This window comes from Pseudomonas machongensis (assembly GCF_034961125.1).
GTDB lineage: Bacteria > Pseudomonadota > Gammaproteobacteria > Pseudomonadales > Pseudomonadaceae > Aquipseudomonas > Aquipseudomonas machongensis.
Genome location: NZ_JAYFUI010000068.1, coordinates 1 through 12,733, shown reverse-complemented (window position 1 = coordinate 12,733; position 12,733 = coordinate 1). Strand labels below are relative to the sequence as shown.

General features: G+C 63.8%; 11 protein-coding genes and 1 pseudogene. 9 read left to right on the top strand and 3 right to left on the bottom strand.

Annotated features, from left to right (window positions below):
- A pseudogene (locus VA602_RS05400) lies at positions 1-224 on the bottom strand (signal recognition particle-docking protein FtsY); the annotation flags it as partial.
- Positions 225-454: 230 nt separating this feature from the next.
- On the opposite strand from VA602_RS05400, the gene VA602_RS05395 reads away from it, so the two are divergent.
- From VA602_RS05395 to VA602_RS05375, 5 genes are all read left to right on the top strand, one after another.
- A complete protein-coding gene (locus VA602_RS05395; protein WP_054891160.1) occupies positions 455-1,810 on the top strand; it encodes a M16 family metallopeptidase in 1,356 nt (451 codons plus the stop codon).
- On the top strand, positions 1,803-3,302 hold the full coding sequence (locus VA602_RS05390; protein ID WP_063541635.1) for a M16 family metallopeptidase: 1,500 nt from the start codon (positions 1,803-1,805) through the stop codon (positions 3,300-3,302). Before VA602_RS05395 ends, VA602_RS05390 begins: the two co-directional genes overlap by 8 nt.
- A complete protein-coding gene (gene rsmD, locus VA602_RS05385; protein WP_323452693.1) occupies positions 3,302-3,895 on the top strand; it encodes a 16S rRNA (guanine(966)-N(2))-methyltransferase RsmD in 594 nt (197 codons plus the stop codon). The genes VA602_RS05390 and rsmD overlap by 1 nt, the downstream gene beginning before the upstream one ends.
- Before the next feature lie 90 nt (positions 3,896-3,985).
- On the top strand, positions 3,986-6,703 hold the full coding sequence (locus VA602_RS05380; RefSeq protein WP_323452692.1) for a M16 family metallopeptidase: 2,718 nt from the start codon (positions 3,986-3,988) through the stop codon (positions 6,701-6,703).
- A gap of 63 nt (positions 6,704-6,766) precedes the next feature.
- Positions 6,767-7,759 (top strand): hydrolase, encoded by a 993-nt coding sequence (locus VA602_RS05375; RefSeq protein WP_323452691.1) that lies wholly within the window; start codon positions 6,767-6,769, stop codon positions 7,757-7,759.
- Positions 7,760-7,771: 12 nt separating this feature from the next.
- Here VA602_RS05375 and VA602_RS05370 read toward each other — a convergent pair whose 3' ends face one another.
- Both VA602_RS05370 and VA602_RS05365 read right to left on the bottom strand, forming a co-directional pair.
- On the bottom strand, positions 7,772-8,626 hold the full coding sequence (locus VA602_RS05370; protein WP_125931178.1) for a sulfurtransferase: 855 nt from the start codon (positions 8,624-8,626) through the stop codon (positions 7,772-7,774).
- Positions 8,627-8,660: 34 nt separating this feature from the next.
- Positions 8,661-9,326 (bottom strand): TetR/AcrR family transcriptional regulator, encoded by a 666-nt coding sequence (locus tag VA602_RS05365; protein ID WP_200602948.1) that lies wholly within the window; start codon positions 9,324-9,326, stop codon positions 8,661-8,663.
- 139 nt (positions 9,327-9,465) lie between these two features.
- Between VA602_RS05365 and VA602_RS05360 the strand changes: the two genes are divergently transcribed.
- From VA602_RS05360 to VA602_RS05345, 4 genes are all read left to right on the top strand, one after another.
- The gene (locus VA602_RS05360; protein WP_323452690.1) at positions 9,466-10,896 is read left to right on the top strand and encodes a coniferyl aldehyde dehydrogenase; all 1,431 of its coding nucleotides are present in this window, start codon (positions 9,466-9,468) and stop codon (positions 10,894-10,896) included.
- 129 nt (positions 10,897-11,025) lie between these two features.
- Complete coding sequence (coaD, locus tag VA602_RS05355) at positions 11,026-11,505, top strand: pantetheine-phosphate adenylyltransferase (RefSeq protein ID WP_197890467.1); 480 nt, start codon at positions 11,026-11,028, stop codon at positions 11,503-11,505.
- A gap of 155 nt (positions 11,506-11,660) precedes the next feature.
- Positions 11,661-11,912, top strand: a complete 252-nt coding sequence (locus tag VA602_RS05350; protein WP_011531711.1) for a YfhL family 4Fe-4S dicluster ferredoxin — start codon at positions 11,661-11,663, stop codon at positions 11,910-11,912.
- The coding region (locus VA602_RS05345) for a gamma-glutamyltransferase (RefSeq protein WP_323452689.1) at positions 11,912-12,733 on the top strand (822 nt) is incomplete at its 3' end. The genes VA602_RS05350 and VA602_RS05345, both read left to right, overlap by 1 nt.

Genomic DNA, 12,733 nt, shown 5'->3' with positions numbered 1-12,733 from the left:
ACTTCATCTGGCACAACCGGCGCATCGGCGGCAACCGGCTCGAGCGGAGCGACAACGGCCTGCTCGACGGGCGTGGCTGGCGCTACCGGCTCGTTAACGGGCTGCTCGGGGGCTTGCGGCTGTTCGGCGACAGGTTGCTGCGGCTTCTTGCGAAACCAGCCGAACAGGCCTTTCTTTTCACCGGCCTCGGCCGGCGCTTTCTTGTCGTCGTTGGAACCAAACATGGAAGACGGCTATCTCAGGGTAGCGATGCACCATCATTGGGCATCGGGAATTCTCTATACGCAGAACAGACTCTCTTGAAGCCGGCTGGTTCATGCGCAACGTTTTGTCGTAGTGTCCTGTGGGCCAGAACGGCGACAGGCATGGTCGCCAGGCAACCGGATCAGTATCCTAGCACCTCCTGGCCCGCCTACGCTAAACCCCGCGGGCCGTCGTACAGGTTATCCATCGTATGAATGCTCTAGCCCGCCGCGCCGCTGGCCTGTTGCTCGGCACGCTCTGCCTGCCGCTTGCGGCCCTGGCCGCCGATACGCAACCGACCCACGAATTCATCCTCGACAACGGCCTGAAGGTCGTAGTGCGCGAAGACCATCGCGCGCCAGTGGTGGTATCGCAGATCTGGTACAAGGTCGGCTCCAGCTACGAGACGCCAGGCCAGACCGGTCTGTCGCATGCGCTTGAGCACATGATGTTCAAGGGCAGCGCCAAGGTCGGTCCGGGCGAAGCCTCGCGCATCCTGCGCGACCTCGGCGCCGAGGAAAACGCCTTCACCAGCGATGACTACACCGCTTATTACCAGGTGCTGGCCCGCGACCGCCTGCCGGTAGCCCTGGAACTCGAGGCCGACCGCCTGGCCAGCCTGCGCCTGCCGGCCGACGAGTTCAGTCGTGAAATCGAAGTCATCAAGGAAGAGCGCCGCCTGCGCACCGACGACCAGCCCAACGCCAAGGCTTTCGAACTGTTCCGCGCCATGGCCTACCCGGCCAGCGGCTACCACACACCGACCATCGGCTGGATGGCCGACCTCGAGCGGATGAAGGTCGAGGAACTGCGCCACTGGTACGAATCCTGGTATGCACCGAACAACGCCACGCTGGTGGTGGTGGGCGATGTCACCGTCGATGAGGTCAAGGGCCTGGCGAACAAGTACTTCGCCGCCATCCCCAAACGCGCCATTCCTCCCGCCAAACTGCCACTGGAACTGGCCGAACCCGGCCAGCGCCAGCTCACTCTTCACGTACGCACCCAACTGCCCAGTCTGATCTACGGCTTCAACGTCCCAGGCCTGGCCACTGCCAAGGACCCACGCAGCGCCCAGGCACTGCGTCTGATCTCGGCGCTGCTCGACGGCGGCTACAGTGCGCGCATGCCGGCACGCCTCGAGCGCGGCCAGGAGCTGGTGGCCGGTGCCTCGAGCAGCTACAACGCCTTCACCCGGGGCGACAGCCTGTTCCTGATCTCCGCCACCCCCAACGTGCAGAAGCAGAAAACTCTCGCCGACGTCGAGAAGGGCGTCTGGCAGTTGCTGGACGAGCTCAAGAACACGCCACCCACTGCAGAAGAACTGGAGCGCGTGCGTGCCCAGGTCATCGCCGGCCTGGTCTACGACCGCGACTCGATCAGCAGCCAGGCCACCACCATCGGTCAGCTGGAAACCGTGGGCCTTTCATGGAAGCTGATCGACAGCGAGCTGGACGACCTCAAGCGCGTCACTCCACAGGACATCCAGGACGCCGCGCGCACCTATTTCACCCGCGAACGCCTGAGCGTTGCCCATGTTCTGCCCGAGGAGTCCGCTCATGAGTGATCGCAGCGCCCCCCGCTATACCCTGTTCGGCCTCGGCATCCTGGCTGCGATCGTGGCGCTGGCCCTGCTGCTGGCCCGCCCGGCGCAATCGGATAATGCCGCCGGTCAGCCCGACAGCAACGCCGCACGCCCGGCCAACACCCTGCAGTCGCTGGCCGAGCTCGATGGCAAATCCCCCAGTCGACGCCAGCTGAACATCCAGAACTGGACGACCGCCGAAGGTGCACGGGTCTTGTTCGTCGAAGCCCGAGAGCTGCCGATGTTCGACCTGCGCGTGACCTTCGCCGCAGGCAGCAGCCAGGACGGCAACGTCTCCGGGCTGGCCACCCTGACCAACGCCATGCTCAACGAGGGTGTGGCCGGCAAGGACGTCACCGCGATCGCCCAAGGCTTCGAGGGGCTCGGTGCCGACTTTGGCAACGGCTCGTACCGCGACATGGCCATCGCCTCGTTACGCAGCCTGAGCGCCCCGGACAAACGCGACCCGGCGCTGAAACTGTTCGCCGACGTGGTCGGCAAGCCGACCTTCCCCGAAGACGCCCTCAAGCGCATCAAGAACCAACTACTGGCAGGCTTCGAGTACGAGAAGCAGAACCCTGGCAAGCTGGCCGGCAAGGCGCTGTTCGCCAACCTCTACGGCAGCCATCCCTACGCCCACCCCAGCGACGGCACCGCCGAAAGCATCCCGGGTATCAGCCAGGCACAACTGCGCGACTTTCACGCCAAGGCCTACGCTGCCGGTAATGCCGTGATCGCCCTGGTCGGCGACCTCAGCCGCAGTGAGGCCGAAGCCATCGCCGCGCAGCTCTCCGCCGCCCTGCCCAAGGGTCCGGCGCTGGCCAGCCCTGGCGAACCAGCAGAGCCCAAGCCGGGCGCGACTCATATCGATTTCCCGTCCAAGCAGACCCACCTGATGCTCGCCGAATTGGGCATCACTCGCCAGGACCCTGACTGGCCAGCACTGTCGCTGGGCAACCAGATCCTCGGCGGCGGCGCCTTCGGCACGCGCCTGATGAGCGAAGTGCGGGAAAAACGCGGCCTCACCTACGGTGTGTACTCGGTATTCAGCCCGATGCAGGTGCGCGGCCCGTTCATGATCAACCTGCAGACGCGCGCCGAACTCAGCGAAGGCACGCTCAAGCTGGTCCAGGACATCCTCGCCGACTACCTGAAGAACGGCCCTACCCAGCAAGAGCTGGACGACGCCAAGCGTGAACTGGCCGGGAGCTTCCCGCTCTCCAATGCCAGCAACGCGAGCATCGTTGGCCAGCTGGGTGCCATCGGCTTCTACAACCTGCCGCTGACCTGGCTCGAAGACTTCATGCAGCAGTCCCAGGCACTGACCGTCGAACAGGTCAAGGCGGCGATGAACAAGCACCTGGCGGTGGACAAGCTGGTGATCGTCACTGCAGGCCCGAGCGTGCCGCAAAAGCCGCTGCCGCCCCCCACAGACAAACCGTCCGAGCAGCCGCTTGGCGTACCGGAGCACTGATGGCAAGACCCTCCAACCCCGCCCAGACCCAAAGCAAGGGAGCTGGGCACCTGCGCATCATCGCCGGCGAGTGGCGCAGCCGTCGCCTGGCGGTGCCCGAGGGCGAAGGCCTGCGCCCGACACCCGATCGCGTGCGTGAAACCCTGTTCAACTGGCTGGCCCCCTACATCGAAGGCGCCCGCGTCCTGGACGCCTTCACCGGCAGCGGCGCACTGGTGCTCGAGGCCCTTTCGCGCGGCGCCGACGATGCGGTGGCACTGGACAGCAACCCCGCAGCCATCGCCAACCTCAAGCACAACCTCGAATTGCTGCGCTGCCCCCGTGGGCAGATCCTGCAGACCGATGCCCTGCGCTATCTCGGCGGCCCGGCCAAGCAGCAGTTCGATGTGGTGTTCCTCGACCCGCCCTTCCACAAGGACCTGCTGGCAGACGTCTGCAACCTGCTGGAGGAGCATCAGTGGCTGCGAGAACAAGCCTGGATCTATACCGAAAGCGAAGCCTCGCCCTCCAGCTTGCCGATGCCCGGCAACTGGCGCTTGCACCGGGAAAAGAAAACGGGTCAGGTGAACTACGCCCTGTGGCAGCGTGGCTGACACCATGAGCGCCAGATATAGATAACACCTGTCGGCAAGCCCTCTGATCGAAGCTGCTCCGCTCTCAAACCCCGCCGGAGCAGCTCGACCATGCCAGCATCCACTGTCAAACCCATCAATCTGATCACCCCTCCAAGCACACCACTACAGCACTTGCGCCTGGAGAATGGCCTGAAGGTCTATCTCCAGCGTGATCAACGCAGTCCGCTGGTTTGTGCACAGCTTCATTATCACGTTGGCTCCAGCCATGAAGCGCCAGGCCATAGCAATCTGTCTCATGTGCTTGAGCACATGGTGTTCGAAGGCAGCGGAAAACTCGCAGCCGGACAATACCTTCGGATCATCAGTTGGTTGGGTGGCACCGCCGGCGCCTCTACGTTTGACGATGCAACGGTCTACAAGATGACCCTGCCCGCCTCACGCCTCGAGGTAGGCCTGGAGATCATGGCCGACGCCATGGTCAATGCTCGCCTCGGTGACGAGGCCCTTGAAAAGGCCAAGACCGCAGTGCGCGATGAGCGTCGCCTGAAAATCGACAATCAGCCGGTACAACAGGCCCTCGAAAGCCATAGAAAGCTTGCTCACCAAACCAGCCCCTACGCCACTCCCAACTTCGGCAACCCGCAAGATCTCGAAAACATGACCCAGCGCATGATTCGCACGTGGTACAGGAATCGTTACGCCCCTAACAACGCCACCCTGTTAGTCGTTGGCGACATCGAGCTGTCTCACCTCGAAGAATGGGTGCAGCGGCACTTCGCAGGTCTCGAGGAAGTCCCCCTGCCCCCACCCCAAACGCCTCGCCATCCTCAGCAATTGGCGTACCGTCAACAGGCACTGACACTGCCAAACCTGCGCGACGGCTTGCTGATGTCCTTCAATGTGCCAAGCCTGGCAACGGCAGAGTCGCCCCGCAGCGTGCATGCCTTGAGAATCGTCGCTGAATTGCTGGGCAGAGGAGCGTCGTCTCTCCTGCATGGCAAACTGGTGCGCCAACGACAGGTCCTGATAGGCATCGGCCCGTCCTATGACTACCAGGTGCGCGGCGATACTCTGCTGTCATTCTCCGGCTATGTCGCACTCGGCAATACTCCGGCCAGCGCCGAAAAGGCAGTTATGGACATCATCGAAAGCGTCCAGTTGACCTCTTTCACCGCGCAGCAGATCGAAGATGCCAAGTTGCACCTGCTGGCGCAGCACGCGGAGGCCCTGGCCAACCTCACCGGCCAGGCAGATGCGCTCAGTTGGAGAGTGATCGGCGGCCTGGACCCAACGCAGCTGCATGATGAATTTCAGACACTGGCATCGCTCACCGAGCAGGACATCCAGCTCGCGATCAAGACCTACCTCACCCGTGAACGCCTTGCCGTGACTCATATGTGCGCGCCCGAGGCAACGATAGTAGAGACTCCCGTACTGGCATGCGGCGACCTGGCCACTGGTAGCTCTGCGCTAGACCTGTCCGGCCTGACCTCGGCGCAAGGCCTTTCAGAGGCCGCCCTGGACACCCCGAAACAGCAGATACAGCAGTGGCATACCGAGCTGGGCAGCAAGGTGTGTTTCGTTCCGGTACGAGGTGCTCCTGCAGTCGATCTGCAATTACGCTTCAAGGCAGGTGCCTACCATGACGGCGACACGCCCGGTTTGGCCGCAATGACGCTGTACATGCTCGACCAGGGTTGTGACCAGCTGGACGCCGCGCAGCTAGCCAGCCAACTCAAGTCGCTTGGCGCCACACTCAAACGCAACGTGACGCACGACGACGCCATCTTGCGTCTGCGCAGTCCATTCACCAACGGCCTGTACAAGGAAGCCGTGGCGCTGCTGGTTGCAGTGAGTGCGCGGCCGAGCTTCGAGGCCACGGCGCTGGAAGGCATACGCAACCGCGTCATCAACTATCTGCGCCGTCGCGAAGCCAAACCTGAACACCGGCTCGATGTGGAAAGGCTTCGTAACGTGTATGACAGCCACCCTTACACGCGGGACAGTCATGGCACTGCGAGCAGCGTCATGACGATCAGCCGGCAGCAGATAGCGGATTTTCATCAACGGGCCTACTGCGCCGGAAACCTGGAAATCACCCTGTCCGGCGACCTGTCTCGAGAGGAGGCAGAAACACTGGCCAACGACCTTTGCCAGGCCCTGCCGGTTACTCAGCTTGCGCTTCCCGCCCTGGAAAAAGCCCGGCCATCCAACCAGGCCAGGACATTACACATCGAACAGCCAAGCAATAACCCAGACACCGACAACGTAAAAGTCAGCCTGGCGTTTGCGGTAGAAATCCAGCCCGGCGATACGCAGTTTCCTGCGCTGACCATGGCCAACCAGATTCTGGGCGCCAGCTTCGAATCGCGCCTGGAATCCGAACTGCGCGAACGGCGATCCCTCACCTACGCCATTCGCAGTTACTTCGACGGCTACCGTGGCGCCCTGGTGCTGCTCGTCGAATGGGATATCAAGCCCCACTATCTGCAAGCATCCATCGATCTGGTCAAACTCGTGCTGCGCTGCTTCATCGAGCAAGGCCCAAGCGAGTTCGAGATGAAGCTGGCACGCAGCCAACTGTGCGGTGACCTGTTGCGCACCCTCGCCGACGACCAGAAGCTTGCAGACCTGCTGGCACAGATCAACGCATCCGGATTGCCGGCGGATCATTTCCAGCGCTACCAGGAACAACTCGCGCAAACCACGGCAACACAAATCCAGACGGTCGCTCGGCAGGTCTTCGACAGCAACCGTTGTGTCGTGACCTGCGTCGGACCCAAGGTGGCTCAGCAGCCCCTGCCTGCACTGCCAATAGCCGACTGATAACACGACCACAGGTGCGGTGTTTCGTGGCACTCTAGGCAGGCACATCAAGAGCCGCCGAGCATGTCCAGTCTCACCGCAACCTTCAGCCCAGCCACCGGCCTGTCAAACCCTCACCTGCAGACACTGTGGGGCCCACTCTGGCGCAGGCTTCCGAGACTTGAGCGCAGCCGCGAGCGCCTGTGGCTGGCCGACGGCGACTTCCTCGACATGGACTGGCATGGTCCGCATCAAGCTGACACGCCGCTGGTGCTGGTCTTGCACGGCCTGACCGGCTCCTCCGACTCCCCTTACGTAAAAGGCCTGCAGCAAGCGCTGCAGGCGCGTGGCTGGGCCAGCGTCGCGCTGAACTGGCGGGGCTGCTCCGGCGAGCCGAACCTGCTTGCTCGCAGCTACCACTCCGGCGCCAGTGAAGATCTTGCCGAAACCATCCGCCATCTGCGCGCGCAACGACCGCTGGCGCCGCTGTATGCCGTGGGCTACTCGTTGGGCGGCAACGTGCTGTTGAAGTACTTGGGCGAAAGCGGTTCGGCCAGCCAGCTTGAAGCAGCGGTGGCGGTGTCGGTGCCGTTTCGTCTGGATCAGTGCGCCGATCGCATCGGCATGGGCTTCAGCAAGGTCTACCAGGCGCACTTCATGCGCGAGATGCTGGCTTACGTGCAAAGCAAGCAGAAGCACTTCCAGGCTTTGGGCCACAACGAAGGGTTGGCTGCGCTGGAGCGCCTCGGGCCGCTACGCAACCTGAGGACCTTCTGGGATTTCGATGGCCGAGTAACCGCACCGCTCAATGGCTTCAGCGATGCCCACGACTACTACCGCCACGCCTCGAGCCGCTATTACCTGGGGGAAAACCGTACACCGACACTGATCATCCACGCGCAGGACGATCCGTTCGTGTTCGACCACAGCCTGCCAGCACCGCAGGAGCTGGCGCCGCAGACGCACTTCGAGTTGCACCGCCGCGGCGGACATGTGGGCTTTGTAGAGGGCAGCCTGCGCAATCCGGGCTACTACCTTGAGCGCCGGATTCCGCAGTGGCTGCTGGAGGGCCGCTAGCGCTTCGCTGCCTCAATCGCCAGTGGCGACACCGTGCCTGGAATCGTTGATCCACTCGCTCCAGGACCCGGCATACAGGCGCCCCAACGGGTATCCTGCCAGCGCCAGGGCAAACAGGTTATGGCAAGCCGTCACACCGGATCCGCAATAGGCGACCAGCTGCTCCGGCTCACGCCCTGCCAGCTTCTCGGCGAAGCGCTGTTTCAGCTGCTCGGCTGGCAGGAAACGCCCATCCGCACCCAGGTTGTCAGTGAACGCTGCACACTGCGCACCAGGAATATGCCCAGCGACAGGATCGATCGGCTCGACTTCGCCGCGAAAACGCGGCAAGGCGCGGGCATCGATCAACGTCAGGTCGGCGCTGCCCAGACGCTTGTTCAGGTGCTCGGCATCGATCAGCAGCTTCGCATCGGCCTCGCCCGTGAAGTTGCCCTCGCGCTGCACCGGCGGATCCAGGCTCAGCGGCAGATGCGCCGCGTGCCAAGCCTTGAGGCCGCCGTCGAGGATGAACACCGCGTTGCGCTTGCCCAGCCAGGCCAGCAACCACCAGGCGCGGGCAGCGAAGGCACCGGGACCGTCGTCGTACAGCACCACCTGGCTGTCATTGTCCAGGCCCCACTCGCGCAAGCGCTCGACCAGACGGCGCGGCTCAGGCAATGGATGACGCCCAGTCTGCCCCTTGACCACAGGCCCGCTCAGATCGCGCTCCAGGTCCGCGAAATGCGCACCGGCGATATGCCCCTCGGCATAGCTGCGCTGGCCGTAATCCACGTCTTCCAGGGCAAAGCGACAGTCGAGGATCACCAGCCCCGGCGAGTCCAGACGCTCGGCCAGCTGCTGCGGGGTGATCAGTTGCGCAAGGGGCATGACAATCTCCTATCGATGGCACGAAAGGCCCGGATCAGTGTTCCAGGGCCTGGTTGAACGGAACATGAAATTCATCGCATAGCGCATCCACCGCAGCGCGGGAGCCAGCGGTGACGAACCCCAGCTCCAACACCAACACCTGATAGACCCCACGCTTGAAGGCTTCTTCACCCAGGTGCGCGGAATGCTCGCGGGTGGTGCTGAGAAAACGCACCCAGGAGGTGAGCACGATCCAGGCATTGATGGTCAGCGACTCGATCTGGGTCGGCAGCATGTCCAGGATGCCCGCTTCGACGAAGCCACGATAGATCGCCTGGCCCTGCTGCAGGCACCGCTGGGAGAAACGCCGGTAACGTGCGGCCAGCTCCGGATCACTCTCCAGCAGATGCTCGAGATCGCGGTGCAGGAAGCGGTAGTTCCACATCGCTGCAAGCAGTGCCTTGAGGTAGAAGCGTTTGTCCTCGACCGTGGCTGCACGGCCTTGGGGCGGGCGCAGGAAGCTGTCCACCAGCTCTTCGTACTGGCTGAACAGCAACGCGATGATCGCCTGCTTGTTGGGGAAGTGGTAGTACAGGTTTCCGGGAGAGATTTCCATGAACGCGGCAATGTGATTGGTGCTGACGCTGCGCTCGCCCTGCTGGTTGAACAGTTCGAGGCTGCTTTGCACGATGCGCTCACGGGTCTTCATGCGCGGGGCCATGCGGGTATCCAGGTCTGCGGGCTTCGGATGACGAGCCATCTTACGGTTTATTCCACGGGCGGTGCACCCCGCGGACGTTCACAGATCAAGGCCGATTAGAGTATAAGCTCAACAACTCGCCCCTCTGCGCGGAGCTGCCATGCGTTCGTCCACAGCCATGCCTCTTGAGCCATCCGACCTTGTTCTCGAGCGGTTGTTCGCCGAACAACGTCAGGCCTTCGCAGCCAACCCCATGCCGCCCGCCGCGCAGCGTATGCAGTGGCTGAAGAGCCTGCGTGAGGCCCTGGTTGCACACCAAAAGGTGCTGATCGAGGCCATCGATGCCGACTTCAGCGGACGCAGCGCCGATGAAACCCTGCTGGCCGAGCTGCTGCCGTCAGTGCAGGGCCTGCGCCATGCCGAGCGCCATGTTCGGCGCTGGATGAAACCTGCCCGGCGCCGCGTCGGCCTGGCCTTCCAGCCGGCCAGCGCGCGAGTGCTGGCGCAGCCTCTGGGGGTGGTGGGCATCATCGTGCCGTGGAACTACCCACTGTTTCTGGCTATCGGCCCGTTGACCGGTGCCCTGGCGGCGGGTAACCGAGTCATGCTCAAGCTCAGCGAAGCCACGCCGAACGCCGGCGAAGCCCTCAAGCGGTTACTCGAGCAGGTATTCCCCGCCGATCTCGTCTGCGTTGTGCTGGGCGAGGTCGAAGTTGGCCAGGCCTTTGCCCGCCTGCCCTTCGACCACCTGCTGTTCACCGGCGCCACCAGCATCGGCCGCCAGGTCATGCTGGCCGCTGCACACAACCTCACACCGGTCACGCTCGAGCTGGGCGGAAAGTCGCCAGCCATCGTCTCCCACGACGTGCCACTGGCCACTGCCGCCGAGCGCATCGCCTTCGGCAAGACCCTCAATGCCGGGCAGACCTGCGTGGCTCCCGATTACGTGCTGGTCCCGCGTCAGCGTCTGGACGACTTCGCCCAGGCCTATCGACGGGCGGTGCAGCGCCTCTTCCCACGCATTGCAGACAACGCCGACTACAGCACGATCATCAATTCGCGCCAGTTGCAGCGCCTCGAACGCCTGCTCGCCGACGCCCATGACAAAGGCGCCCAAGTGCTCGACCTGTACCCCGACGAGCCGCGCCAGGGCCGCAGGCTGCCCCCACATCTACTGCTCGATGTAAACGACGACATGCAGGTGATGCAGGACGAGATCTTCGGCCCAGTGCTGCCGCTGGTTGCCTATGACGAGCTGGATGAGGCGCTGGCCTACATCAATCAGCGCCCACGCCCGCTGGCGCTGTACTACTTCGGTTACGACCGCAGCCAACAGGCGCGTGTGCTGCAGCACACCCACTCCGGCGGCGTATGCCTGAATGACACCCTGCTGCACGTCGCCCAGGAGGACTTGCCTTTCGGCGGCATCGGCCCCTCTGGCATGGGTCATTACCATGGTCGCGAAGGTTTCCAGACCTTCAGCAAGGCCAGGGCGGTACTGGCCAAACAGCGCATCAACGCCGCCCGGCTGATCTACCCGCCTTACGGAAAAGCCCTGCAGCGCCTGGTATACAAGCTGTTCATCCGCTGAGCGCAGAGGGTGCATGACAGCCAATAGCCGCACTGTCTATAGTGCCATCATCCGGTCGCATGACTTGGCCGGGCAGCAGTCGCTGCGCTACCATCCGACTCCCCAACGCACTCCAGCCAGGATGACGCGATGAACCGAGTGTTGTACCCGGGTACTTTCGACCCCATTACCAAAGGCCATGGCGACTTGGTCGAGCGCGCCTCGCGGCTGTTCGATCACGTGATCATCGCCGTGGCGGCCAGCCCCAAGAAGAACCCCCTGTTCCCGCTGGAACAACGGGTCGAGCTGGCCCGCGAGGTCACCAAGCACCTGCCCAATGTCGAAGTCATCGGCTTCTCCTCTCTGCTGGCGCACTTCGCCAAGGAGCAGGGCGCCAATGTGTTCCTGCGGGGCCTGCGCGCGGTGTCCGACTTCGAGTACGAGTTCCAGCTGGCGAACATGAACCGCCAACTCGCGCCGGACGTCGAGAGCCTGTTCCTCACGCCGTCGGAGCGCTACTCGTTCATTTCCTCGACGCTGGTCCGCGAAATTGCGGCGCTGGGCGGGGATATCACCAAGTTCGTCCACCCCGCGGTGGCCGATGCCCTGACCGTTCGCTTCAAGAAGTGATCCCAGCGGCCTGAGTTTGGCTTTGTACGCCACGTCGCCAACCGGCACTTGCGCGACAAAGCCTCGCGCCCGCGTGCACTGCGGGCGTTAATGCGGCACAATTGTGCCCATTGCTTTGATACATGCCCGGGCGCCGAGCCCCGGCCGGAGTCCCAATGTCCCTGATCATCACCGACGATTGCATCAACTGCGACGTCTGCGAACCCGAGTGCCCGAACGCCGCCATCTCGCAAGGCGAAGAGATCTACGTGATCGACCCGAACCTCTGCACCCAGTGCGTGGGCCATTATGACGAACCCCAGTGCCAGCAGGTTTGCCCGGTCGACTGCATCCCGCTGGATGAGGCCCATCCGGAAACCGAAGACGAGCTGATGGCCAAGTACCGCCGGATCACCGGCAAGGCCTGATGCCGTTCGTCGCCGCGATTCGCCGCGCATTGCTCGGCGCCGCACTGGCGCTGCTGGCTACCGCCGCCCTGGCGGACGGGCCCGGGCGCGCTGCCATAGCCAGCCCCCATGCCGAGGCCACGGCAGCGGCGCGACAAGTTCTGGAACAGGGCGGCAACGCCTTCGATGCCGCTATCGCCATCAGCGCCACGCTGGCGGTGGTCGAGCCCTATGGATCGGGGTTGGGCGGCGGCGGTTTCTTCCTGCTGCGCGAACAGTCCGATACTGCGCACTACCGCTTCCTAGATGCCCGCGAGCGCGCGCCGGGCGCCGCCACCCCGGACATGTACCTGGAAGACGGCAAGGTCCGGCAGGGGCTTTCGATCAACGGTGCGCTGGCGGCCGCCATCCCGGGTCTGCCCCAGGCCCTGGCAGACCTCGCTGCAACCCACGGCAAATTGCCGCTCAGGGACAGCCTCGCGCCAGCCATCCGCCTCGCCAACCAAGGCTTTGCCGTCGACCGCATCTACCGCGATCGCGCGACCATGCGCCTGAACGCGCTGCGTGACGACCCGGAAAGCGCCCGGCTGTTCCTGCGCGAGAACCAGGTCCCTGCCCTGGGTACCCTGATCCGCCAGCCGGAACTGGCCGCAACGCTGCAGGCAATGGCGGATCAGGGGCGGGACGGCTTCTACCGCGGGGCGGTTGGCCGCAAGCTCGTCGAGGGTGTGCGCCGCGCTGGCGGTGTCTGGACCCTCGACGATCTCGCAGACTACCGCACGGCCTGGCGCCAGCCGCTGCGCTATCCCCTGGCAGGCCAGCGCGAGCTGATCAGCAGCCCA